22 protein-coding genes are annotated in these 23498 nt (G+C 46.7%); 8 read left to right on the top strand and 14 right to left on the bottom strand.

The features are described from left to right. Window positions 1-34 precede the first annotated feature (34 nt). Complete coding sequence (locus AC3WTJ_RS26305; RefSeq protein ID WP_492524353.1) at window positions 35-748, top strand: DUF2161 domain-containing phosphodiesterase; 714 nt, start codon at window positions 35-37, stop codon at window positions 746-748. A gap of 7 nt (window positions 749-755) precedes the next feature. Here AC3WTJ_RS26305 and AC3WTJ_RS26310 read toward each other — a convergent pair whose 3' ends face one another. The 5 genes from AC3WTJ_RS26310 to AC3WTJ_RS26330 form a co-directional block, all read right to left on the bottom strand. Next, window positions 756-1706, bottom strand: a complete 951-nt coding sequence (locus tag AC3WTJ_RS26310; RefSeq protein ID WP_492524354.1) for an NAD(P)/FAD-dependent oxidoreductase — start codon at window positions 1704-1706, stop codon at window positions 756-758. A gap of 69 nt (window positions 1707-1775) precedes the next feature. Further along, window positions 1776-3005, bottom strand: a complete 1230-nt coding sequence (locus tag AC3WTJ_RS26315) for an MFS transporter (protein WP_492524355.1) — start codon at window positions 3003-3005, stop codon at window positions 1776-1778. 112 nt (window positions 3006-3117) lie between these two features. Next, window positions 3118-4437 (bottom strand): ABC transporter substrate-binding protein, encoded by a 1320-nt coding sequence (locus AC3WTJ_RS26320; protein ID WP_492524356.1) that lies wholly within the window; start codon window positions 4435-4437, stop codon window positions 3118-3120. Window positions 4438-4602: 165 nt separating this feature from the next. Further along, window positions 4603-5439 (bottom strand): carbohydrate ABC transporter permease, encoded by an 837-nt coding sequence (locus tag AC3WTJ_RS26325; protein ID WP_127457582.1) that lies wholly within the window; start codon window positions 5437-5439, stop codon window positions 4603-4605. Further along, window positions 5439-6323 (bottom strand): carbohydrate ABC transporter permease, encoded by an 885-nt coding sequence (locus AC3WTJ_RS26330; protein ID WP_127457581.1) that lies wholly within the window; start codon window positions 6321-6323, stop codon window positions 5439-5441. Before AC3WTJ_RS26330 ends, AC3WTJ_RS26325 begins: the two co-directional genes overlap by 1 nt. Before the next feature lie 158 nt (window positions 6324-6481). On the opposite strand from AC3WTJ_RS26330, the gene AC3WTJ_RS26335 reads away from it, so the two are divergent. The 4 genes from AC3WTJ_RS26335 to AC3WTJ_RS26350 are packed head-to-tail and all read left to right on the top strand — an operon-like array spanning window position 6482 to window position 11484. Continuing rightward, entirely contained in the window at window positions 6482-8308 is a 1827-nt protein-coding gene (locus AC3WTJ_RS26335; protein ID WP_492524357.1) for a cache domain-containing sensor histidine kinase, read from the top strand. Continuing rightward, entirely contained in the window at window positions 8305-9933 is a 1629-nt protein-coding gene (locus AC3WTJ_RS26340) for a response regulator (RefSeq protein WP_492524358.1), read from the top strand. Before AC3WTJ_RS26335 ends, AC3WTJ_RS26340 begins: the two co-directional genes overlap by 4 nt. Window positions 9934-9985: 52 nt before the next feature. Next, window positions 9986-10417 carry a hypothetical protein gene (locus AC3WTJ_RS26345; RefSeq protein ID WP_157319491.1) on the top strand — a complete coding sequence of 144 codons (432 nt, stop codon included), beginning with the start codon at window positions 9986-9988 and terminating at the stop codon, window positions 10415-10417. Further along, complete coding sequence (locus AC3WTJ_RS26350; protein WP_492524359.1) at window positions 10417-11484, top strand: phosphodiester glycosidase family protein; 1068 nt, start codon at window positions 10417-10419, stop codon at window positions 11482-11484. Before AC3WTJ_RS26345 ends, AC3WTJ_RS26350 begins: the two co-directional genes overlap by 1 nt. Before the next feature lie 317 nt (window positions 11485-11801). On the opposite strand, the gene AC3WTJ_RS26355 is transcribed toward AC3WTJ_RS26350, so the two are convergent. Together AC3WTJ_RS26355 and trmL are read right to left on the bottom strand one after the other, a co-directional pair. Further along, window positions 11802-12056 (bottom strand): AbrB/MazE/SpoVT family DNA-binding domain-containing protein, encoded by a 255-nt coding sequence (locus AC3WTJ_RS26355; RefSeq protein ID WP_127457616.1) that lies wholly within the window; start codon window positions 12054-12056, stop codon window positions 11802-11804. Window positions 12057-12248: 192 nt separating this feature from the next. Continuing rightward, window positions 12249-12713, bottom strand: coding sequence for a tRNA (uridine(34)/cytosine(34)/5-carboxymethylaminomethyluridine(34)-2'-O)-methyltransferase TrmL (gene trmL, locus AC3WTJ_RS26360; protein WP_127457615.1), 465 nt, complete (start codon window positions 12711-12713; stop codon window positions 12249-12251). Window positions 12714-12857: 144 nt separating this feature from the next. Between trmL and AC3WTJ_RS26365 the strand changes: the two genes are divergently transcribed. Beyond that, window positions 12858-13574: a response regulator gene (locus AC3WTJ_RS26365; protein WP_127457576.1), complete on the top strand. Its 717-nt coding sequence runs from the start codon at window positions 12858-12860 to the stop codon at window positions 13572-13574. A 48-nt stretch (window positions 13575-13622) separates the two neighbouring features. On the opposite strand, the gene AC3WTJ_RS26370 is transcribed toward AC3WTJ_RS26365, so the two are convergent. From AC3WTJ_RS26370 to serC, 5 genes are all read right to left on the bottom strand, one after another. Then, window positions 13623-14702 (bottom strand): Gfo/Idh/MocA family oxidoreductase, encoded by a 1080-nt coding sequence (locus tag AC3WTJ_RS26370; protein WP_492524360.1) that lies wholly within the window; start codon window positions 14700-14702, stop codon window positions 13623-13625. Window positions 14703-15167: 465 nt separating this feature from the next. After that, window positions 15168-16154 carry a class 1b ribonucleoside-diphosphate reductase subunit beta gene (nrdF, locus tag AC3WTJ_RS26375; RefSeq protein WP_492524361.1) on the bottom strand — a complete coding sequence of 329 codons (987 nt, stop codon included), beginning with the start codon at window positions 16152-16154 and terminating at the stop codon, window positions 15168-15170. A gap of 22 nt (window positions 16155-16176) precedes the next feature. Beyond that, window positions 16177-18261 carry a class 1b ribonucleoside-diphosphate reductase subunit alpha gene (gene nrdE / locus AC3WTJ_RS26380; RefSeq protein WP_492524362.1) on the bottom strand — a complete coding sequence of 695 codons (2085 nt, stop codon included), beginning with the start codon at window positions 18259-18261 and terminating at the stop codon, window positions 16177-16179. Beyond that, window positions 18248-18607 (bottom strand): class Ib ribonucleoside-diphosphate reductase assembly flavoprotein NrdI, encoded by a 360-nt coding sequence (gene nrdI / locus AC3WTJ_RS26385; RefSeq protein ID WP_127457572.1) that lies wholly within the window; start codon window positions 18605-18607, stop codon window positions 18248-18250. The genes nrdE and nrdI overlap by 14 nt, the downstream gene beginning before the upstream one ends. 651 nt (window positions 18608-19258) lie before the next feature. Further along, window positions 19259-20347 carry a 3-phosphoserine/phosphohydroxythreonine transaminase gene (gene serC, locus AC3WTJ_RS26390; protein WP_492524363.1) on the bottom strand — a complete coding sequence of 363 codons (1089 nt, stop codon included), beginning with the start codon at window positions 20345-20347 and terminating at the stop codon, window positions 19259-19261. 151 nt (window positions 20348-20498) lie between these two features. On the opposite strand from serC, the gene thpR reads away from it, so the two are divergent. After that, window positions 20499-21107 (top strand): RNA 2',3'-cyclic phosphodiesterase, encoded by a 609-nt coding sequence (thpR, locus tag AC3WTJ_RS26395; protein ID WP_492524364.1) that lies wholly within the window; start codon window positions 20499-20501, stop codon window positions 21105-21107. A gap of 314 nt (window positions 21108-21421) precedes the next feature. Next, window positions 21422-22282 (top strand): DUF421 domain-containing protein, encoded by an 861-nt coding sequence (locus AC3WTJ_RS26400; protein WP_492524365.1) that lies wholly within the window; start codon window positions 21422-21424, stop codon window positions 22280-22282. A gap of 45 nt (window positions 22283-22327) precedes the next feature. On the opposite strand, the gene AC3WTJ_RS26405 is transcribed toward AC3WTJ_RS26400, so the two are convergent. Both AC3WTJ_RS26405 and AC3WTJ_RS26410 read right to left on the bottom strand, forming a co-directional pair. Continuing rightward, window positions 22328-22948: an NUDIX hydrolase gene (locus AC3WTJ_RS26405; RefSeq protein WP_492524366.1), complete on the bottom strand. Its 621-nt coding sequence runs from the start codon at window positions 22946-22948 to the stop codon at window positions 22328-22330. Beyond that, complete coding sequence (locus tag AC3WTJ_RS26410; protein WP_492524575.1) at window positions 22945-23466, bottom strand: mismatch-specific DNA-glycosylase; 522 nt, start codon at window positions 23464-23466, stop codon at window positions 22945-22947. Before AC3WTJ_RS26410 ends, AC3WTJ_RS26405 begins: the two co-directional genes overlap by 4 nt. Window positions 23467-23498: the final 32 nt, after the last annotated feature.

Genomic DNA, 23498 nt, shown 5'->3' on the forward strand with positions numbered 1-23498 from the left:
TGCCTTCATCGCAAGTAGGAGGAGAATATCCATCATGCCCATTCAAACCGAAACGGAGCTCTACGCTCCGGTGAAACAATATTTCGAAGATCGCGGCTATGCCGTTCGCGGAGAAGTGAAACATTGTGACCTAGTCGCCATTCGCGGGGATGAGCCCCCTATCGTCGTAGAGCTCAAAAAAAGCTTTAACATCCCGCTCCTTGTACAAGGTATCGACCGCCTTCGTCTAACGGAGCAAGTGTATGTCGCTTTCGAATTGCCTAACAAAGGGAAAGCTCCACATCGCTTGCAGTGGGAGGATATCCGGCGTCTCTGCCGTATGCTGGGACTTGGCGTCTTGACCGTACAATTCTACAAACGCAAAAAACCCGCAGTCGATCTCGTCTGCGAGCCTACGCCTTATACGTTACGCCATAATAAAAGAGCGGCTTTACGGGTCGTAACTGAATTTCATGAACGCAGCGGCGACTACAACGTAGGAGGCAGCTCCCAGCAAAAGTTAATGACCGCTTATCGTGAGAAATCGCTGCATTGCGCCTATTTGATGCGCGAGCATGGACCTCTCAGTCCGCGGAAGCTGCGGGACCTAACGAATAACAAAGCCGTTAGTTCCCTGCTCCAAAAAAACTACTATCGGTGGTTCGTTCGCCAAAGCCGCGGCATCTATCACATTACTCCGCTCGGTGAAAAAGCTTTGGCGGACTACGTTCACGTTACGAACGCTTTTTCCCCTGCGGAGGCGCCCTAAGAATTCCTTAAGAGCGAACTACCACTCTATGGGCGTTCGCTTCTTCTTTTAACATAAGCAGCACTTTATTCATCCAGATCGCGGCTTGTGCGCCCTCGCCCATCGCAATCGTTACCTGCTCTGCGTGAACTCCTACATCACCGGCGGCCCAGAGGAACGGCACACTGGTCATTTTGGAACGGGCATCTGTCATGATGTGGCGATTTTCCAATCGTTCCGCACCTAGCTGACGAGCCAGATCCGATTTCACTTCATTTCCACCAAAAGCAATGAATCCGCGCTCCGCTTGCAGACGTTTCCCATTCACGGTCACAAGCCCGCCAAAAAGCCCATTTTCCTGCCCAAGCACCTCTTGAATATCGTCCGCTATGTAAGTGATTCCTTTTTTCTTAAGCTCTTCCAAATGGCTGCCTTTTACAGCGCACAAGCCATGGTTAACATAAGTCAGCTTATCCGTGCGAAGGCTGAGCTTCAGTGCCATTGCGGCTCCGACATCACCCGAACCCATCACGATCGTCTCTTTATTTTTTATTTCATAACCGTCGCAATCCGGGCACACATAAATCGTTAATCCAAGACAGGGCTTTAACCCTGGAATCTCCGGGATACGATCCATCAATCCTGTCGCAAGCAGCAGCGTCGGCGCTTCATATCCTTGACCAGACTTCCCCCATAACTCAAAGCCATCGCCGGGCTTTCCCTTATTCACCGCTTGTACAACTTCATCCTGGGCAAAAGCTACCCCCAGCCTCTCGGCCTGCAGCCTTCCCAGTCTGCGAAGCTCTTCGCCTGAAACACCATCTGGCCAACCCAGAAGGTTGTGATAACTTTTGCACAAGGTCGACCTGCCATAACCGGCATCAATCACGAGAACGCGGTGTTCATATCTGCCAAGCTGAATAGCCGCCTGAAGTCCGGCGATGCCTCCGCCAACAATTATACTGTCATACTGTTCCATAACCTGAAGTCCCTCTTCTCCTATCATCTATCCCTAGGATAACCGGGCAAGGGCGCTTTCATGCTCATGTTAACGATTCTTAATGGACCAGACCAAAGCAAATTGCGTGAGAGAGGCGATCATCAGAATCCACGGAATCATCCCGCCTTCCAAATCACTGCCAAATGAAATGAAGCAAAAGATAGAAATAACACGCCCTACATTTAGAAAAAGCTCTCGAACGACAACGCTTTCGACTTTCAATTCGCCCTTGAGCGGCAATTTAGCGATAAGCCCATAATAGTAACCCGTCATGGTGTTGCCTTGCAGCGGTGAAAAGACCGAATATAAAATCATAAAACCTACGACAGACCAAATCGTGATGCTTCCTAATAAAAGAGACACACCGACCAGATACCCGATCGTGGATATCGTTAGATACAGACGAGATTTGCTGCCCTGCGCATATTTCGAAATAAACATGCCCATGGCTATGCTTAAGCTAGAGTAAAGCACGCCTAAATAACCAACGATATCTTCCCGCGGCATAACTTGAAACAAGAGAATGTTCGGAAGAAATAACATCGTGCCTTGGAGCAAGCCCATTCCGAAAAAACCAAGCAATGCCTTCAGCCAGTCTCGGTTTTTCTTCATAATAAGCCCAGTCCACTTTAAATAGTACACGCGATGGTGTCCACCCGAAGCTTTTATTTTCATAGATATCAAGGCAGCAAGTAGAAACATACAAAAAGCAATACCAAAAACGATGGTATAACCGCTTAAGCCCTCTTTCAAACGAATAATAAACCCGGCAAGCGCCGGTCCTGCGAGAGAAGCCATCGTGAAGAAAATCATATTGTAAGCAAGATAGCGAATACGATTCTGCTCGGTTGACACATCGTACATAAGCGTCAGATAACCTACCCAGTAAAAAGCAGCGGCGAGCCCATTGAAAATGGCGAAAGCTACATAATATTTCACAAGCGCCTCTTGCGCAATAATCACACTCAAGTAAAATAAACCGATCAGCATGATGCCTAAGCGGTACGAGACCATTCTGTCTTTCTTTTTGATCATCCAACCGCCAAGAGCGAACCCAATCGGTGTCAGAATGTAAACGATAATGTTGTAAGTTCCATTCACGGCTACGCTGTGTGTCAAACGCCAGAGATATAAGTTCAGAAACACACCTGACATCGAAGCGCCGAATTGAAAAGTAGAATGAATAATGAGTGAAATGACCGCTTCGCGTGTCAATCTTTTCTCTTGCGGCAAGGTGTTTCCCCTGCTTTGTAACCAAGTCTTGAATCGTAAATCCATCGTAGCCCCCCGCTCCTCTGTCTTCCTTATTGTAACAGCCCTCCCATCCTTCTGTTAAACGGCAAAAAGCCCCAGCTTTGGCGCTGAGGCTCTGTTTCTATCCAATATCGTATTACTTCTTCAAGCTATCCCATGTTTTCTGGAATTCATCAAGCATTTGATCCTTCGTATACTTCTTCGCGACATAACCTTGCATAATATCGCCGAATTTTTTACTGGATGCTTCGCCGCCAGGGAATTTGAACCAGTTCCAGCTCAGTGTTTTACCAGCTTTGCTGTAAGTAATAATGTCTGCAGCCAATGGTCCAAGTACCTTCTCGTCAGCAGGAATGGATTTGAAAGCCGGGATGAATTTGAACTCGTCTGTGATATACTTTTTACCCACATCGGACGTTACCATCCAGTTCAGGAATTTCTTCGCTTCGTCTTTCACAGCAGAGTTTTTGTTGATAACCCAGTTGTTAGGAACACCAACAAACAATTTGTCGTTCGATGCAGCATCATCATTGATCGGCATTGGCAAGAAGCCAACTTTAATGTCAGGGTTCGTTTTGGAAATTTGGACTTGTGTCCAGTTACCTTGCTGTGTCATAGCCGCTTTGCCGGTTGCAAAATCAGTTACTTGCGTGTTGTAGTCTGTTTGCAGCGGGTTTTTGTTCCCATATTTCAATTGAAGATCAAATAAATTCACCCATTGATTAAACTGCTCATTACCCGGAATTTTCGCTGTTCCTTTGTTCAAACCATCGATGAAAGCATTTGGATCTTTCTGATACGCAAAAGGAAGGTTTACGAAGTGATTGCCCAGTACCCACCACTCGCCATATCCGGTTTCAAAAGGGGTAATCCCTTGAGCTTGCAGCTTTTTAGCGGCATCTTCCAGCTGTGTGATTGTTTTTGGTAGCTCAGTAATACCCGCTTTCGCGAACAAATCTTTATTGTATTGGAAACCATAGCCTTCAAGGTTCAGCGGTTGGCCGTATAGTTTGCCATTTTTGGTCATTGGCTCTTTCGCCACGTCTACAAGGTCACCAACCCAAGGTTGGTCGGAGAGATCTTCCAGGTTGTCGATCCATTTATCCAGATCGGAGAAGCCGCCATTGTTGAAAATGTCCGGTTTGTCGCCGGAGTTGAACTTCGCCAGCAAAGCTGCGCCATAGTCTGCGCCGCCGCCTACCGTATCGATTTGAATTTTCACATTTGGATTCAACTTTTGATATTCAGCTACCAATTTACCCAATTGATCAGCAATTTCTACTTTGAATTGGAACATTTTAATCGTTACAGGTTTACCGGATGCAGCAGGCGCTGCTGATGCTCCCGCTCCTGCTGAAGCAGCCGGTGCAGGTGTCTCTTCTTTTTTAGCGCAGCCAGCAGCGACCAAAGATAGTGATACTAGAGCCGCCATACTGATCATCGTTAATTTTTTCATTGAGGTGAAGCCTCCCTTTTTTTGTTTACTCAGCTTACCCTGATAACAGGCCGTTCATTCCCTCGTCATCAGCTTACATGGTTTATTGTAAACACTTTCTTGAACCCTTAACACAGAGGATATTGAACATAAAGGTGGAAGATTTTGAACTTCCTAACAAAAATGTCACCCTTTTACGGAACCTGCCGTGATTCCTTCAACAATATGTTTCTGCATGGCCAGGAAGAAAATAACGATCGGTAGAACACCTAGGGTTAGACCCGCCAAAGCCAAATCCCATTGCTTCGTATATTGTCCAAAGAAGGAGAACGTCGCCAAAGGAATGGTTCGCAGATCAGGGCTGTTCAGCACGAGTGATGGCAGCAAATAATCGTTCCAAATCCATAAACTGTTTAAGATTACGACCGTCGTAGACATCGGTTTTAACAACGGGAACACGATTCGCCAGAACACGCCATAAGGCGAGCAGCCATCCACCGTAGCCGACTCTTCGATTTCGAGTGGAATGGATTTGATAAAACCGTGGAACAAGAACACGTTTAGGGATACACCGAAACCAAAGTAACAAATAATCAAGCCTATTTTGCTGTCCATCAGTCCGACACTGCTTGCTACACGAACCAACGGGATCATAATGGACTGAAACGGAATGACCATCGCCGCAACGAAGGCCAAGAAGACAAGATTGTTGAATTTACTTGGCTTCCGTACCATGCGATAAGCAGCCATAGAACTAATAACGACTAGCCCGATATTACTGAAAACCGTAATGATCAACGAGTTCATGAATGCGCTAGGGAACTTCATGATCGTCCATACTTTTTTGTAATTATCGAAATACAATGTTTGCGGCAGCTTTGCCGTACTGGCAGCGAGCTCCGGGAACGTTTTGAGCGAGTTGACAATAACAAAGTAGAACGGAACTAGGAAGAGCAGAGCGATCAGGATACCCAGCACTTCAAGCGTGAATAACCGTCCGGAATATTTTTTGACTGTTTCCATTACACTTCAACCTCCTTGCGTTTCGTATACATCACTTGGATGGTCGAAATAATGGCCACTACGATGAAGAACACTAAAGCTTTCGCTGTTCCTAAGCCATAGTTATTGTTGCGGAACGCTTCTTGATAAATATTGATCGATACGGATTCTGTGGAGTTGAACGGTCCGCCTTTCGTCAAAGAGAAGTTCAAGTCGAACATTTTGAAGTTCCACGAAATCGTCAGGAATAAACATACTGTCACCGCTGGCATAATGAGCGGAACAATAATACTTCTAAGTACTTGAAAACGGGTCGCTCCATCAATATATGCAGCTTCGATCATATCTTTGGGCACATTGGAAAGCGCCGCAATATAGATGATCATTAAGTAGCCAGCACCTTGCCAAATACTAACGATCGCAATCGCCCAGAAAGCCGTAGGCGCGTCGCCCAGCCAAGGCAGTTGGAAAAAGCTCCAGTTCGTCAATTCGCCCAGTGTTCCGAAACCTTTGACGAAAATAAACTGCCAGATGAACCCAAGCAAAAGTCCGCCGATGACGTTCGGCATGAAGAAAATGGTGCGCAGCAAATTTCTTGTTTTCAGCGCTTGTGTTAACAGCAGCGCCAACAGGAATCCGACGACATTCGTTAGAATAACATCCGTTACGGTAATCCGCGTTGTGAACCAGAAAGCGTTGCGGTAATCCTTGTCATCAAATAGAAGGTGCTTAAAATTGTCCAAACCGTTGAATTTCACGTTTGTCGTGACACCATTCCACTCTGTAAATGAATAATAAATGCTCATGAGAAAAGGAACTACTACAATGAGCGCGAAAAATAGGAACGCAGGTCCGATAAACACCCATTGCTGTAATAGTCCTGATAACCCCTTGCTCTGTTTCATGGGAATTTCCCCCTTACGATTAGGTAACTATAACCTATAGTATAAATACCTTTATCCTCCTGAAACACAGATAATCGTGATGCATTAGGTGGAATTTGTTGACCTCTACTGCTACAATATAGGGTGAAAAGTCCACGAAGAAACCGAGTTGATTCGACATGTTTCGTCACAGCATACGCAACAAACTGATCCTTTTTCTGCTGATCGCCACACTCGTTCCGTTCATTACCTCCATCGTAGTCTCCTATATATTCACCAAGGAAAAAGTCACCGAAGACACCATCACCAACAATTCGGCCCTCATCTCCCAAGCGAAATTGAATATATTAAACTATTTAAATGGGGTTGTCCAAGCATCCACGACGATCTATACAGGTCAGCATTTGTCAGAGCTCGGACAATTATACGAAATTCTGGAGCGTAAGCAGGATATCGATTATATGAGTGATAAAGTGATCAAAAGCGGATTGCAGGTCATGTCGCATGCCATTAAGGAGTTTAAACAAGTTTACTTGTATGCTTCTGTAAGCGATCGCTCTTTTTTGTCGATTAACGATTTTACAGGAAGCACAATTGGTAAATACGCAGATCTGCGTCCTTTTCCGGAAGGCAAAACCGTTTATTTTGAAACCACTCATTCGAGCCATAGTTACAATATTGCAATTAACGTGTATTCTGCTCCAACACCTGTCCTGTCTATGCATCGCAAGCTGATGTACTCACCGAACAACACATCGATTGGAGAACTTATCATTGATCTTCATTTGGATCTGATATCGGAAATTTCCCAGAGCTTGTACACACATGACACAGAAGAGCTGTATATTCTGGATAATGAGGGCAATATTGTTTTTGGTCCGGATCCCTCCAAATGGGGGCAGCGGCTTGAAGGCAGCTGGGGGAATGAAGCGATTCACAGCACATTGGATAAGGGCTCGTATGAATGGAGCAAGGGGCCTTACGCCGGCGTCAATGTTTTTGAAAAAATGAAAACAGACTATGTCGACTGGACGATTGTCAAACGTCTTCCCTATGATCAATTAACCAAAAATGCCAAACAGTTAACACTCATTAACTCATTGGTCCTGACTTTTTTCATGTTGATCGTTATCGGTGGAACGATTTATATTTCCATTCGTTTTACAGAACCGATCAAGCAATTGATCCGTTATATCACGCGCATTCAAGCCGGCCAGGTACAACTGGGCCAATTGCATAAAGATATCGAATTGACGCGCACCGATGAAATGGGCATTCTGGCCAATCGCTTCCACGGCCTTATGCAGGATTTGAATCAAATGGTCATGCGCGAATACCGCCTGGAGCTTGCGAACAAGTCCAATCAGCTTATGGCGCTGCAAGCTCAGATCAATCCGCATTTTCTGAACAATGCGCTGCAATCTATAGGTACGCTAGCTCTGCAGCACAATGCGCCCAAAGTGTATGCTTTAATCGCTTCCCTGGCCAAAATGATGCATTACAGCATGAATACGAATGAATCCGTCGTCCCTCTGGGCAAAGAACTTGAACATATTAAAGCTTATCTGGAGCTGCAAAAGCAGCGCTTTGAACATCAATTTCAGATTGTCTATGACATCGAGGAAGGCACCAAGGCCATCTCAGTGCCCAAAATGATGATTCAGCCGCTTGTCGAAAATTATTTCAAACATGGTTTTAATCCAAGCGCAGCTGAAGATGGGCTCTTGCGTATTCAAGCATCCAAACGCATAGAGGAAGAATATGAATTTTTAGAAATAATGGTTGAGGATAATGGAATTGGCGTTACGGAGGAGCGTTTACGCGAAATTAGAAACAGGCTGAATGCCCCCTCCACGGGCGATGAGGCCTGCATTGGGCTTAGCAATGTGCTGACTAGAGTAAAATTGTATTTCACTGACGATGCTACTCTTGAAATTGAACATGCGCAGCCCCGGGGGTTAAGAATCGTCATCCATATCCCGATGAATAAGGGAGTCAACAGATGAAAGTTTTACTTGTCGATGATGAGAAACATGTGCGTGATGCCATCCGACTGCTTGTGAACTGGGAGCAGCATGGTATTGATACGATATTGGAAGCGCCGGACGGCGAATCCGCCACTGCGCTTATTGCCCAGCACCAACCTGAAATCATTATGACAGACATGATGATGCCTATCATGAACGGCGTAAAGCTGCTGGAGTGGCTGCAAGCGAATGCTCCAAACTCCAAAACGATTGTCATCAGCGGTCATGACGATTTCTCCTTACTTCGCCATACCTTGAAGTATGGAGGAACCGACTACATCCTGAAACCCATTGATCCGGATCAACTGAATGAAGCGCTGGATAAAGCGATCCAGGCTTGGTCCAAGGATGAAGAGCTTCGTCAAACCAATCGCGAGCTGAATATCGAAATGAATACGATTAAGCCGATGTATTGGGACAAGCTTCTTTCCGGCATCATCGCGGAGCCTTCCACGTACGAGAGCGCCGCTGACCAGCTCGACAAAGAGCTTCAGTTAACGCGGAACATTAACGAATGCCGGGTTGCCATTTTATCGCTGGATACCATGGAGCGCAGTGTGAAAAATAAGTTCAGCCAGAACATGGACCTCTTATTTTTCTCCCTCATCAATATTTGTAATGAATTTCTCACGACGGATGGCCGCGGCTACGCTTTCCGCCATTGGCACAGCGACACGGAAATTGTTCTTCTATTATGGAAGGATCTTCTCGGGGCTGAAGCTTTTTTGGAGAAAATTAATGAAGGCATGCGTACGACCCTGCACACACGCGTTGATTTTGGAATCGGCCGCTTGCATGTTTTCCCTGCTGATGTGACCTTATCCTATCAAGAAGCGCGTGATGCGCTTCGCAAACGCAACCTGAAAGCTAGGGATACCTGGATTCACAGCATGTTGAACCCTGCCAAAGCCCCTCAAGCTGCTCTAACTTTCACCCAATATGAGGAGAAAATCAATCTGGCTATCCGCAGCGGCAGCATAGAGCAGATTGAAGAAGCCATCCAGCAATGGATGGACACCGTAAAGCTTAGCGAGGTCATTACGTTGGAACAGCTCGATCTGTGGTGGCGGGAGTACACCGTCATGAAACGTCGCTGGGTGCAGCAGTTCTTTTCCGGCATTAGCGAGGACAAAGTCAAGGAGATGCTCTCGGATGAGCCAACGAGCTTTATTGTACCGCTTGACGAGCAGGGCATTTTGTCTCTTTCCCAGTGGCAGCAGGAGACTACACGAAGTATTGTGCATATGTCCAAGTTGCTGCTTGAGAATCAGCACAAGGACAAAAATGTGATTTTCGAAATTGCCGAATACCTGCAAAATCATTATCACGAAGATGTGACCTTGCAGGAAATTGCGAGCCGTTTTTTCCTGAGCCGCGAATATATCTCCCGCAAATTCAAGCAGGAATTCGAGGTGAACCTCTCGGATTATTTAGGCCAGATCCGCATGAGCAAAGCGAAGGTTCTGCTGCGTAATCCGCATCTTCGGATTTCCCAAGTGGCCGAAATGGTCGGTTATCAGGATGAGAAATATTTCAGCAAAGTTTTCAAGAAATTAGAGGGGATTACCCCCAATGAATATCGAAAAACATCGAATTCCATCTAAATTTCTGTATAAAATAGGGAATATGCTATACTAGGAGACAGAGGTGATTATCATGAGTATGCAAATCGAGACAACAACAGCGAATTCCTTCCCTCGCGCGGCCAAAGCCACAAAAGCTGGAAGAAAAACGTACGTTTACTTGTTTCTTGGTTGGGTCATGCTGATCGCAATCGGAGTGGCAGCAGCCATGCTGTATACAGAGCATTTAAGACAACAAATCGCAACCGATATCGCACAGCAAACCCAGCAGCAATTGCAAGTCGTGCAGGAAGATTATCAGAAGCAAGTGACCGATTTGAAAGACAACGTTTCAACAGAGATGAAAGCTTTACAGACCAAAGTAGACTCCTTGAATGAATTGCTTGCCTTTACGAAGGACAGCGCCAACAGCAAGACCGATAACAGCAACCAGCTCTACACCCAGTTGGCTGATGTGAAGAAGAAGCTCGATGAGCTGCAAAAGAACCTGGATGTGTTGAAATAATGACAACCATTCAAGGTATCAATCGCGTCTTTCTTCTGGCTTGCGCCCCGTTCGTGGGCATGTTGATTTGGCTGCTTTTCGTTACCGCGAGTATCCCTATTCATCCCTGGTCAACTGCTCCTGCAGTTCCGGTTTCCTTTCAGCAAGAATCGTCTGCGCTTGACGGCTTGCTGACCAAAGCAACGACGGATGCAGCGCAAACCAAGACGATTATTCAGAAATATTTTGAACTGTATGAGAAAAGCACAGCCGAAGTCACGGCTGCCCTACAGAGTGCCACAGCCCAAGTCGCCAAGCCCGGCATCATCTACGATGCGCGGATTACCGCGAAGCTGGGCAGCCCCATTCGACAAGCCTCATCGGGGAATATCGATTTGAAACTGTTTGCTTTGAGTGAAAATAACTACAAAGGTTATGCGCTTAAAGTAAACCTCAAAAGCGATAAAGCCATTAAGCTTGTTCTCGGCAAGGATAAGATGGGCTCCAGCGAGACCACTTTGGAAGCTGTGTCACGCTACGGTGCTATTGCCGGTGTGAACGCAGGTGGCTTTGCCGATGACAGCAAAGGCAAACGCTACCCGCTCGACACGACGGTGATGAACGGCAAGTACTTAAACGGCTTCTTCCCGACGAAAAACGATACGATTTTCATTGGCTTGAATAAAGACCGCCAGCTGATCGGCGGCAAGTTCAGCTCCCAAGCTGAGCTGGACAAGCTGAATCCTCTGATGGGTTCGACCTTCGTTCCGACGCTCCTCAATAACGGAGCCAAAGCGACCATCCCGTATCAGTGGCAGAGCTCGCCGGCGCGTGCGGCCCGAACCGTGATGGCCAATTACAAGAACGACCAGCTGCTGTTTATCGTAACAGATGGTTATGATGAGAGCGGCAACTCAGGTGCAACTCTTGCTGAGCTGCAGGACAAAATGCAGCAGTTAGGCATTGTTGACGCTTATAATCTGGACGGAGGCGGTTCTACCACGCTAGTCATGGGTGGAAGCGTCATTAACCGCCCGTCCGATGGAAAGCTGAGACCGCTCGCTACGAACTTTTTATTTTTCAAATAACCGCATTTATTCACATTTTATTCAATATTTTTTTTAGAATGTTTGGGGTATAATAAAGTTTAACTATATGCTTCTACGTTCTTTAACCTATAGGGGGTGCAGCAATGTTTGGCTTATCAGCAACATTTTGGCTCGTTAATTCCGTTTTTGTGCTATTTCTCGTCGCAATGATGACGGCTTCCTATAACGAGGACAAAACTAAGGGCCTGTAAGTTTACCAAAGACCATCGGAATGTCTCATTCCGGTGGTCTTTTTACGTTCGGCTGAACGAAAAAAGCACCTCTTTCCATGAAGGAAAGACGATGCTTTTTCATTATTACGCTCTCACTTTAAGTACATTCATTTCTGTTACACAAGTGCTGCATATGTAACGTTCTTTGAATTCACTTACGCTCTCCATACTGCCGCAAAATACGCATTTCGGGCGGTATCTCTCCAAAATGATATGATCACCCTGCACCAAAATCTCGACAGGATCCCCTTCATTCATCTGATATCGTTTACGTAACGATTTAGGCAGAACAATACGTCCCAATTGATCGACTTTACGAACGACTCCGGCTGGTTTCATCATAGGACTTCACCTCTCTTCCGCTATCATTTTCTATGCTCGCGTTTGGCTTAGCATATCTATACGGACTGATAGGGAATACTATTCGCCGTTGGTCAAGAAACTCCTTCTAATTAAAAGCCGAAATTTCTTTTATTGTCAATTTTGTCGACACAGACCTAAATAAGGTTGTCATTCTACGATCTAGTTAATCTAGTCAAGCCCCTCGAAACCGGTCTGCCGCAATGCCTCATAGAGCATAATGGCAACCGAATTGGATAAATTGAGCGACCGGACGTTATCCGACATCGGAAGCCGAAGCAGCGTTTCCGGGTGCTGACGCAGAAGATCTTCGGGGAGCCCTTTCGTCTCTTTGCCAAAAACCAAAAAGTCGCCATCCTGAAATGTAAATTCTGTGTAACGCTTCTTCGCCTTCGTCGTTGCAAAAAAGAAGCGATGCCCTTTATACATCTCCAGCACTTCATCAAATGAATCGTGATACTCGAGTTTTACGGAGTGCCAATAATCCAAACCAGCGCGCTTCAGTGTTTTGTCATCCGTCTGGAAGCCCAGCGGCCTGACCAAATGGAGATGCGTGCCTGTTGCCGCGCATGTCCTTGATATGTTTCCTGTATTTGCAGGAATTTCGGGTTCTACTAGTACAATATGGAAAGCCATCTCTGTCAAATTCACCTCATCTTCTATCCTATTATATGCGCCCAAGGATTGCAATTTTACACAGGGTTAACTTTATCTTAATATGTCGATGATAGAGCCCCCTCATAATAGAGTTATCCTTCTCGATAAAAGGAGTCAACCTAAATGCTGAAAAAAAAGATCCTCGTTGTCGATGACGAACCTTCAATCTCCATGCTTATAGAGTTCAACCTGAAGCTCGTGGGCTTCGAAGTATATTGCGTATTCGATGGTGAAGCTGTATTTGATGCGATTCAAACATTTCGACCTGACCTCATTGTTCTAGACCTTATGCTGCCGAAAATGGACGGCTTTCAAGTATGCCGCAAACTGAGAAACCAGAATAACCTCGTACCGATTATTATGCTCACAGCCATGCAGGACCTTACGGATAAAATTGCGGGGCTCGATAACGGGGCCGACGATTACATGACGAAGCCGTTTTCGCCGCAAGAACTTATTTCCCGTATTCATGCGATTCATCGACGGATTCAAACGTTGCCGTCTGCATCCGAAAACACGCCGATTACAATTGGCCAGATTTCCATCAAAGCTGACCAACGCGAAGTTACGATGAACGGCGCACCGATTGAACTCACACCCAAAGAATTTGAACTGCTGCTATTCCTATGCAAACACCGCGGTAAAGTCCTAAGCAGACAACAGCTGCTTCATGGCGTCTGGGACTATCACTTCCTGGGCGATACCCGAATCGTCGATGTGCACATTTCCCATTTGCGCGATAAAATCGAACAAAACGCCCGCAATCCGGAATATATCATGACGATCCGCAATGTTGGTTACAAACTGACAGAGCCTGTCGTGAAAGAATCACTAGCTTAAGAAATGACAAAATCGCCGCCCACTCAAGGATGCAGGGGCGGCGATTTTTCATTTGTCAGATATCTGCATAGCTTCAATCAGCATTCGGAATAGCTTCAAGTCCTCTTTCGCATCCTCCGGCGTTGTTTTCGGCGTTAAATCATTCACGACTACATCGTAAAAATATTCAAATTGACAAGTGTACGCATCCTTAAAGGTAGGTCGAACAACCGTTTCGTTATAAGCTTCCCCATTGGTTTCGTTCACCTGCAGTGTGGTAGGAAGATGACGCATGTACGGTGTATTGTACTGGACTTTCAGCGATTTGTTGTTGCCGTAAACTTCAATGTGCGCATCAAAACGTCTTATATTGTCTATTCCCGTTTCATAGGTAACATGAAATCCGTCATATTCCAATATCGCGCTCATAAATCGGCCGTTATTCCATTGCCGAGCGGAAACCACTCTTTTGGGGAATCCGATCACTTCCCGCATCGCGGAGAGATCATGGCTGCCTAGCCCGCAAAGCAAACGATAGGCTGAACGCAGGTCCGCGGAGGCTTCGCCAATGGCATCCTTCACTAATTTATCCGCCCGATCGGCACGGTCTAGTTTGGCATGCTCACTGATATCATCGAAACGGTGGATCTTGCTGGATTGGTCGATAAACAAATGATTTCCACCAATAATATCGCGGACCCTCACATAGTTGATTGTATCCAGCTTTTTCACTTCTTCAACCAGTTGCACGAATGCCGGGGCGTACCTTCTCATATAACCGACCATCACCTTCACGCCCATTTCATCCCGGACACGAATGATGTCATCGGCTTCTTGCAAGGTTAAGCACATCGGTTTTTCGATTAACACATGCTTTTTGTTCTGGAGTGCGGCAATTACACAATCCGCATGATATTCATCACTATTGCAGATGAGAACGGCATCCAGCTCTGAAAGGCTCGTCATTTCGGCAGCATCAACATAACGGTTCGGCACGTGATATCTATCCCCGACAACCTCTAATAGCTTAGGTGAAATGTCGCAGATGGCAGTGATCTCATACCTCTCAGACAAGGATTCCAAGACGGGAAAATGGATAATTTGGGCAACCTCGCCAAGACCGATAAGGCCAATTTTTATTTTGGACACGAAAATCCCCCCTTGTAGACGACCAGCATAGTTTTACGGACCGCTAACAAATGCAGCTATGAACACAGGTAGTATCTCTTCCCATATGTACGCTGGCATGGACAACTTCATACATGTTTGCGCTTACAATTCTTAGCTTACAAAAACCAAACACCCAACGCAACTAAAATTTCAGCGTTACTGAGCTACGTGGCGGGGCTAAACCTCATGAGGAACTACAGGCTGCTATACTAGCAAATTCAACCCGTTTCCGCGCTCAAGCGGAACTATAGGGCTTTATTTGACCGCTCGATCCAATTTTCTTTAAGATAACGGACAATTAGCGGCCCACAGTTCCTCTCCACGCGAAAAAGAGTCTATAGCGACCAAATAGCGCCCTGTAGTTTCCCTGCCAGGGAGGAACCACTCAAACGATTTTAATATGCAACAAAAAAAGGCACCCAAAGGCACCTTTTAATCAAAACCTTAAAAAACAAAATCATCATCCGTCAAAGCTTCAACGTGAATCGTCCGCACATACCCGTTCCCTTTTTTCGAGAAAAAGTCATGCTGCTTCGTCTTCGTGCTGAGTCCGTTCAGAACAATCGGGTTGATATCCTCTTCCGGGAACAACGGCTCTACCCCTAAGTTCATGAACGCTTTGTTCGCGTTGTAGCGCAGAAATGCTTTCACATCATCCGCTAGTCCCAGAGGCCCATACAGGCTTTCCGTATAGCCTTCCTCATTCGCATGAAGCTCTTTCAGCAGTGCAGACAGCGTCTCATATGCCTCATTTTGCTCAGCAGGGCTAAGCTCTGCGTAAACTTCCTGAGCCAATACACCAATGTACAGACCGTGAATACTCTCGTCGCGTAAAATCAAATCAATGATTTCCCCGCTGCTTGTCATTTTACCCTGTCCGGCCAAATAAAGCGGGTAATAGAAGCCGCTGTAGAACAAGTAGCTCTCCAGCAAAACCGACGATGCCATCGCTAAGTACAGCTCTTTGGTCGTTGTAATATTCTCATAATAATGGGAAATTTTATTCGCTTTGAACTGCAGATAAGGATTCTGCTCTACCCATGCAAATAATTCATTGATCTCTTCCGTAGTCGACAGAGTCGTGAAAATAGAGCTGTACGACTTCGCATGAATTTGCTCCATCATGCCCATGAAGCTGAGCACCGCTTTGCGCTGCAGCCCGTCAACATGCTCAAGAATCTTCGGCATGCCAACGCCGCCTTGCATCGTATCAAGCAGCGTGAGACCGCCCAGCACCTTCATGTAGAGTTCACGCTCAGCTCCGCTCAGCGTGATCCAGGACATTTTATCGTCAGACAATGGAATTTCTTCATCCGTCCAGAACTGCATAATGTTCTGATTCCAGAATGTTATCGTGAAATCATCATCCGGCCGGTTCCAGTTCACCGCTTTTTTGACGATTGGCTGATTAATGGTAGTTGCCGTGCTCATCTATGTTTGGTCCCCTTCCCAATTACACCGAACAGCTGACACATTCCTCAACGGATAGTTGATTCGTTCGCGTGTAGTAGAGCGATTTAAGTCCTTTGTGTGCCGCATACAGATACAATCTAGCAAGTTGTCTCGTAGACACATCACTATTTACGTGCAAAATAGTCGAAATGCCTTGATCCACATGCGTTTGAATTTCTGCGATTAGATCGAGAATTTTGAATTGATCCATTTGATACGCGGATTTATAGTAAAAATAATTGTCACGAGCCATGAATGGCATCGGGTAGTATGTCGTTGAGTTCGCATATGTACGAGTCTCGATCGGTTCAACAATTGGCATTACGCTCGAAGTTGAGTTTTGGATATACGAAATACTTTGTGTTGGCGCAACAGCCAAACGATACGCATGGTACAAACCGTGCTTCTGGACTTCTGCCTTCAGCTTGCTCCAGTCGCTTGGTGACGGAATCTCCATCCCTTCGAACAGATCCTTCACTTTATCCGTAAGCGGACGGTAATCGGTCTCGGTGTAACGGTTAAAATAAGCGCCGTTCGCATATTCAGACAGCTCAAAGCCCTCGAAGACCTGCCCTTTTGCTTTGGCAATTTCCATACTTTTTTCAATCGAATAGTAGTTCATCGCCATGAAGAACGTGCGGACGAAATCCTTCGCTTCTTCGCTCTCATAGCTGATTTTGTTCTTGGATAGATAGCCGTGCAGATTCATGACTCCCAGACCAACCGAGTGCAGCTCACGATTCGCTTTAGCTACGCCTGGCGCATTGCTGATCGTCGTCATGTCACTGACTGCTGTCAGAGCCGTCATGCCTTCATGAACGGTTTCACGCAGTTTCTTGTGCCCCATTACATTCGCAATGTTCATGGATGCCAAGTTACAGCTGATATCACGCAGAATCACATCATCTTGACCGTAATCATTGATTTCCGATGTTTCTTGCAATTGGAAAATCTCTGTGCAGAGATTGGACATTTTGATCGATCCGATACCTTTCAAGGCATGATCCTTGTTCGCATTCGTACGATTCATCATATAAGGATAACCGGATTCCAGTTGCGTTGTCGCAATTTTGACCAGCATGTCCCGCGCACTCATCACGACTTTTTTCTTCACTTTCGGATTTGCTAGCAGCTCATCGTACATTTCATCGATATCTAGATCATCCAGATGCTTGCCGTAAGCTTGCCACACCGTATAAGGAGCAAACACATGAAGAGGTTTGTTCTCTTCCGCCAGCTTGTAGAACTTATTCGGTACGATAAGACCGATCGAAAGTGTTTTCAGACGCGATTTCTCGTCCGCATTAATTTTCTTGCTATCCAGGAACTCCATAAGATCCCAGCCGAAAATATTATAATAAGCCGCTCCGGAGCCTTTGCGCTGTCCCATTTGATCCGCGTAGGAGAATGCATCCTCCATCAGCTTAAGAACAGGCATAATCCCTTTGGCTGCGCGTTCCACGCCTTTAATAGACTCACCGCGCCCGCGAAGTTTGGACAAGTTAACGGCTACGCCGCCGCCAATTTTGGACAGCTGCATGCATGTCGCCAGCACGTAGTTAATCGAGTTGAGAGAGTCATCCATCTCCAGCAGGAAGCAGGAAACCATCTCGCCACGGCGGCTTTTCCCTGCATTCAGGAATGTCGGCGTCGCCGGCTGCAAACGCTGCTCCATCATCGACACAGCAAGCGTACTGGCAGTTTCAACGTTACCGCGTCCCAAGTAAAGCGCTACGATCGCAACGCGATCCGGGAAATGCTCCAGGTATAAGGATTTATCGTCACTGCGCAAAGCGTAATCCGTATAGAATTTCGAAGCTGCCATATAGGAGGCGAACTCGAACTGATGATCGTGGGCCACTTGATAAACTTGATTTACTTCTTCTGAGGTGTAGTACTCATAGACATTCTCATAATAATTGTTATCAATCATATAACGAACCTTCGAAGAGGTATCGGGGAAAGTGAGGCTTTTACTGTGAACATCCTGCATAAAAACTTCAACAGCTTCTTTATCCTTCTCTAGTTGAAAAAAACCATCCGCTCCGCGTTGCATTAATAAATTATTCAGCTCAATGTGCCGCAATTGCATGTACCCCCTGAACAAATCGTTCTACATCATTTTTGGTGCCGGATAACTCAAACTTCGTTAACACAGGCACATCATACAGCTGTGAAATGGTGTCTGCGCTTTTGGCAAACCCGTCTCCCCAGTTGCGGTTGCCGCTTGCTGCCACTCCGATCAGATTGGAGGCGTTCGTTTCCAGGAAGGAACTTACCTTCTCAGGAACTTGGCCAAATCCGGTTGTGTAGGTAACGAGCACGAAAGGCTCGTCCACTTTCAACGCTTCCTCGATTTGGATCGCCGGCATTTGAAGTTTGTTAATAAAGCGGCGAACATTCCCCGTTTTCGAATCGTAAGCAATCAGCATGGGCTCCGTCTCCTAACATCTCTATCATTGGTTCAAGCATTCTCGTTCTTGTGTCTGTCTTATGTAGATAACCTATATGTAGTTAGTAATATAAATCTTACCGTCCATCCATATCTAGTATTGTCCTCTGTCTCCTCGACAAAATAAGCGAATTTCCGCAAGCAGGAAAACGGCTGAAAATAGCGGTAAATCGGGCATTTCCCCGGTATTACGCGGTATTTCTGCTGCGAATTCAGGAGTTGCCAAATCCGCTTTTTCCCACGACATCTAGTTGATAGATTCAAATTTATATCAATATATTGTGTTTGTCAACGTGTATTATGACACATTTCCGAGCCCAAAATAGGCAAACCCAGACGGGGCGTGGCTCGAGAGGATTTGAAAAAATATTTTCATTTTAGACTTGAAATTTTCACATTTGTCGAAAGGAACTTCGCTTGGAATCTCTTCGTTTCCCCTACTAGATCTAGTTCCGTACCTCTCTCAAAAAAAGCCTCTCAAACCGTCTCAGAGGCCATCTTAAGACATTGTAAACGACAATCCGACCCTTCTATCCTGAGACATAAAAAAAGCTATCCACGCGCACATGAGGGTGCCATGAATAGCTCATTGATTTAGCTCATTGATTTAGCTCATTGATTTCGTCCGTTACTAGCCGTTGCGTTTTTGGAAATCAATCATGAAATCTGCGAGTGCTTTGCAGGAAGCGTAAGGAACCGCATTGTAGGTAGATGCTCTCAAGCCGCCTACACTGCGATGGCCTTTCAACCCGACAAATCCGTTCTGCTCGGTTTCCTTGATGAATTTCTTCTCCAGCTCTTCATCCTGCAAGCGGAACGTGATGTTCATTGCCGAACGGCTGCCTTTATCGACAGGACCACGGTAGAAACCGCCGCTTTGATCAATTGCGCTGTAGATCAATCCTGATTTCTCCAGATTGTTTTTCTCGATAACAGCTAGCCCGCCTTGTTCCTGAATCCATTTCAGCACAAGGTTCACCATGTAGATGGAATACACAGGAGGCGTATTGTACAGAGAATTGTTTTTGCCGTGAATGTCATAACGAAGCATGGTCGGGATTGTTTTCGGCAGGTCCTGCAGAAGATCTTCTTTGACGATAACGACCGTCACGCCGGATGGACCTAGATTTTTTTGGGCACCGGCATAAATCATGCCGAATTTCGATACATCAACCGGACGGCTCAAGATATCGCTGGACATATCCCCGATAAGCGGCACCTTGCCTGTGTCCGGGTAGCTTTGGAACTGAGCGCCTTCGATCGTTTCATTGGAAGTCAAGTGGAGGTAAGCGGAATCCGAATGAATGTTGATTTCACTGAGATCCGGAATTTTCATGAATTTGTTCTCTTTGGAGCTGGCAGCAATCGCTACTTCTCCGAAAAGGGCTGCTTCTTGTACCGCTTTCTCAGCCCAAGCACCGGTCAGCACATAGCTGCCCACTTTGCCCTGCTTCAAGAAATTCATAGGAATCATAGCGAACTGCGTACTTGCTCCGCCTTGTAAGAACTGTACTTGATAACCGTCAGGAATAGCAAAAATTTGCTTCAATAATTGCTGCGTTTCCGTATGTACTTGCTCGTACTCCGCGCTGCGATGCGAAATTTCCATGATCGACATGCCGATTCCCTTAAATTCGACAAGTTCCTCTTGCGCTTTCTGCAAAACTTCGAGCGGTAATGCCGCAGGCCCTGCGTTAAAGTTATAGGCCCGATTTCCCATGAATGACCACACCTTTGCTTTTGTATTATGGCTATGATAGCAATATTCTCCTCATGCATCAAGTAAAACCTTAGTTGGCAATGCTAGTTGAAGCAGGAAACCGGAACCAGCATACACCGACATAAAAAGCCAAAAAGGAGTCCTCACTCGCATGCATCCTTCCGCTCATTCGACAAAAGCGCTTTCAACACCGTCCGACACGTACCGGCTTTTCGTCGGCATCCGGCTCCCGCAAGAAGCGCAGCGGGAGCTGGCTCTCGTGGCCGCCGCCCTCAAGGAGCGGCTGCCTTTCCAGAAGTGGACGCATCCGCAGGACGTCCACGTCACGTTAAGCTTTCTCGGCGACGCATCCGCCGAGAAAGCTCAGGCGCTGGCGCACGACCTGCGCCAGCTTGCAGCAGCTGCGCTGCCGCTGACCCTGCACGCCGACGGGCTCGGCGTGTTCGGACCTCCGGCAGCGCCGTCGGTGCTGTGGGCGGGCGTCGCCGGCGACCTGGACGCGCTGGCTGTGCTGCAGCGCGAGGTCGCGGGCGCCTGCGCCCGCCATGGCTTTCCGGCCGAGGCTCGCGCCTATCGACCGCATCTCACGCTAGCCCGCCGCTACCGGCTGGCGGCGGAACCGTTCTCGCGCGCCTCCCTGGCAGGCGCGCCTTCGCTGCCCGCGTGGCGGGTAGAGGACATCGTCCTCTACCGCAGCCACTTGGGCCGGCAGCCTTCGTATGAGCCGTTGGGCGTTTTTCCTTTGGGCCCCGGCGTATAATTTCCATTATTTTCACAAATAATGTATAAACTTAATGTAAAACTCGCCTACTGTTTCTGACATCATCCTCAATTAGAGGAACTATGGTCCTCTATTCAGCGTGGATTCAATGATTTAACCCTTCAATAGGAACTACGATCCTCTATTCAATCAATTTCAGCCTAAAACCAGGCTTATCGCTGTAAATAGAGCCCTGTAGTTCCCGCTATTCCTGAAAGCTGGATATTTCGCTCAAATAGAGCCCTGTAGTTCCATCATACTCGACAACTACTGCCTACCACCAAGTTCTTTTTGACATGTAAGGAGGAAATCACATGCCCGATGCTTATGAAGTCATCGTACGCACCCTTTTAGCCGTAATCGTATTGTTCATCATGACCAAGATTCTTGGCAAAAGACAAGTGTCCCAATTATCTCTGTTCGAGTACATCACGGGTATTACCATCGGAAATCTGGCTGGAGCGATATCCTTGGATATCGATGCGAAATGGTACCTCGGCCTGATCTCGTTAACCGTTTGGATCGCGTGTTCGCTGGGCATTGAACTATTACAGCTTAAAAGCAAAAAAATGCGCGATTTTATTGACAGCAAAGCCACTGTACTCGTTAGGGACGGGAAGGTTTTAGAAGATAATTTAAAAAAAGAGCGGCTCACCACCGATGAACTTATGGAACAATTGCGCAAACGTTCGGTATTCAAAGTAGCGGATGTTGAATTTGCAATCATGGAGCCAAGCGGTGAAATTAACGTGTTGCTGCATCGGGAGAATTTGCCGCTCACTGCGAAACATTTGGGCATCAAGGTTGCACCGGAGAAAGAACCGCAAGCCGTCATTATGGACGGTGAGATTTTAGATGAAGCATTAGCAACCCTTTCATTTAACCGGGGATGGCTGAAAACGGAGTTGGACAAGGTCGGAGTAACCGTCGAAAATGTATTTCTAGGGCAAGTCGATTCTTACGGCGAGCTGTATCTTGACTTATTTGACGATAAGATCAATGTTCCCATACCGCAGGAAAAAGCTACTCTCTTCGCGACACTGAAACAGTGCGAAGCTGATCTCATGCTGTATGGACTGACAACCAACAATAAGCAAGCCAAAGCGATGTACGAGCAATGCTCCAAGCAAATGGAGGATATTCTCGATCAACTTAAACCTATATTAACGCGATAATAATAAGACTCCCGCCGTGGCTACACGACTGGGAGCCTTATTATTTCAATCCAGCAGCACCTGTGATGCCGGGCCGCCTGCAAGCTCTATCATCCGTTTGACCTGCTTGACCGTATTCCGCTCGATCGAGAGAGGCGGCAGCTCATGTTCACCGAAAAAGCCAACTTCGGTCGTTTCCAAGCTAACCTCTAGCGCCTCACCGCCGACCAATTCGCATAGGATAAATATTTTGTAGACATAGTTGGGGGCAGGCGGGTGTGCATGGCACTTCTTGTCCAGAACCCCCAGCAAACGCACAGGCTTGACTTGGTAACCGGCTTCCTCGCGTGTCTCTTTGACTGCAACTTCGCTCGGTGTGTAGCCAATATCCGCCCAACCACCTGGCAAAGCCCATGCGCCGTCGGCTCTTTCCTTCACAAGGAGCACTTTGTTCTCCTTTAGGACAACCGCTCGAATATCAACCTTCGGCGTCTGATACCCCGTATCGCTGGCGAATAATTCCGTCACTTTGTCAATCGGAGTGTCCGTGAAGTGGCTCATCATCTCCACACTGATCTTGCGCAGCGCCTCGTAGCGCTCCAAATCATAGCCGTTCTCACCGTAGGCAAGCCCGGCTTGACTAATCGCTTGAATTTCTTTAGCCCATTGCAGCCATGGAATATTCATCCATTCCCCAACTCCATCCCGATAAATGTTTTAATTCCGGTATAGATAGCGACCATTTCTTCCAATTTCATGCGAACGAGCCCGCTGGAAGAGGGACATACGTACTCTACTACGCCTGGTACGATGGGATCTGGCTGGCTGCCCCAAGCCATCCCTCTGCGTCCGCTATACTGCTCGTAAACCCCCTTGCCTACAAAACATACAACCCTTGGCTGCATACTTTGAATCTTCTCCCTGAGAATGACACGGCCTTGCTTGTACTCCTCAGGCGTTATTTCAGCAGCCGTTAGTGAGGGTCTCGCTACGATATTCGTAAACCCGTAGCCAAGTTCAAGCAGGTCTTGATCTTCTTGCGGCTTATAGAGCCGTGGCGTTAATCCAGCTTGAAATAATATGCGATAAAAGCGATTGTTCGGATTCGCATAGTGATGGCCGGTTTCACCCGATCGAATACTAGGGTTGTACCCCACGAAAAGGATAGATAAGTGCTCCTTCAAATGATCCGAGATCGGTTTTATATCCACCATCCTTCAGCCCTCCTTCCATGCTT

The organism is Paenibacillus sp. FW101-FHT12H11, from assembly GCF_058790355.1.

What these genes read in the sequence shown, in the direction of transcription:
- AC3WTJ_RS26305 (WP_492524353.1), top strand. Translation starts at nt 35, where the DNA reads ATGCCCATTCAAACCGAAACGGAGCTCTACGCTCCGGTGAAACAATAT.
- AC3WTJ_RS26310 (WP_492524354.1), bottom strand. Translation starts at nt 1,706, where the DNA reads ATGGAACAGTATGACAGTATAATTGTTGGCGGAGGCATCGCCGGACTT.
- AC3WTJ_RS26315 (WP_492524355.1), bottom strand. Translation starts at nt 3,005, where the DNA reads ATGGATTTACGATTCAAGACTTGGTTACAAAGCAGGGGAAACACCTTG.
- AC3WTJ_RS26320 (WP_492524356.1), bottom strand. Translation starts at nt 4,437, where the DNA reads ATGAAAAAATTAACGATGATCAGTATGGCGGCTCTAGTATCACTATCT.
- AC3WTJ_RS26325 (WP_127457582.1), bottom strand. Translation starts at nt 5,439, where the DNA reads ATGGAAACAGTCAAAAAATATTCCGGACGGTTATTCACGCTTGAAGTG.
- AC3WTJ_RS26330 (WP_127457581.1), bottom strand. Translation starts at nt 6,323, where the DNA reads ATGAAACAGAGCAAGGGGTTATCAGGACTATTACAGCAATGGGTGTTT.
- AC3WTJ_RS26335 (WP_492524357.1), top strand. Translation starts at nt 6,482, where the DNA reads ATGTTTCGTCACAGCATACGCAACAAACTGATCCTTTTTCTGCTGATC.
- AC3WTJ_RS26340 (WP_492524358.1), top strand. Translation starts at nt 8,305, where the DNA reads ATGAAAGTTTTACTTGTCGATGATGAGAAACATGTGCGTGATGCCATC.
- AC3WTJ_RS26345 (WP_157319491.1), top strand. Translation starts at nt 9,986, where the DNA reads ATGAGTATGCAAATCGAGACAACAACAGCGAATTCCTTCCCTCGCGCG.
- AC3WTJ_RS26350 (WP_492524359.1), top strand. Translation starts at nt 10,417, where the DNA reads ATGACAACCATTCAAGGTATCAATCGCGTCTTTCTTCTGGCTTGCGCC.
- AC3WTJ_RS26355 (WP_127457616.1), bottom strand. Translation starts at nt 12,056, where the DNA reads ATGAAACCAGCCGGAGTCGTTCGTAAAGTCGATCAATTGGGACGTATT.
- trmL (WP_127457615.1), bottom strand. Translation starts at nt 12,713, where the DNA reads ATGGCTTTCCATATTGTACTAGTAGAACCCGAAATTCCTGCAAATACA.
- AC3WTJ_RS26365 (WP_127457576.1), top strand. Translation starts at nt 12,858, where the DNA reads ATGCTGAAAAAAAAGATCCTCGTTGTCGATGACGAACCTTCAATCTCC.
- nrdF (WP_492524361.1), bottom strand. Translation starts at nt 16,154, where the DNA reads ATGAGCACGGCAACTACCATTAATCAGCCAATCGTCAAAAAAGCGGTG.
- nrdI (WP_127457572.1), bottom strand. Translation starts at nt 18,607, where the DNA reads ATGCTGATTGCTTACGATTCGAAAACGGGGAATGTTCGCCGCTTTATT.
- serC (WP_492524363.1), bottom strand. Translation starts at nt 20,347, where the DNA reads ATGGGAAATCGGGCCTATAACTTTAACGCAGGGCCTGCGGCATTACCG.
- thpR (WP_492524364.1), top strand. Translation starts at nt 20,499, where the DNA reads ATGCATCCTTCCGCTCATTCGACAAAAGCGCTTTCAACACCGTCCGAC.
- AC3WTJ_RS26400 (WP_492524365.1), top strand. Translation starts at nt 21,422, where the DNA reads ATGCCCGATGCTTATGAAGTCATCGTACGCACCCTTTTAGCCGTAATC.
- AC3WTJ_RS26405 (WP_492524366.1), bottom strand. Translation starts at nt 22,948, where the DNA reads ATGAATATTCCATGGCTGCAATGGGCTAAAGAAATTCAAGCGATTAGT.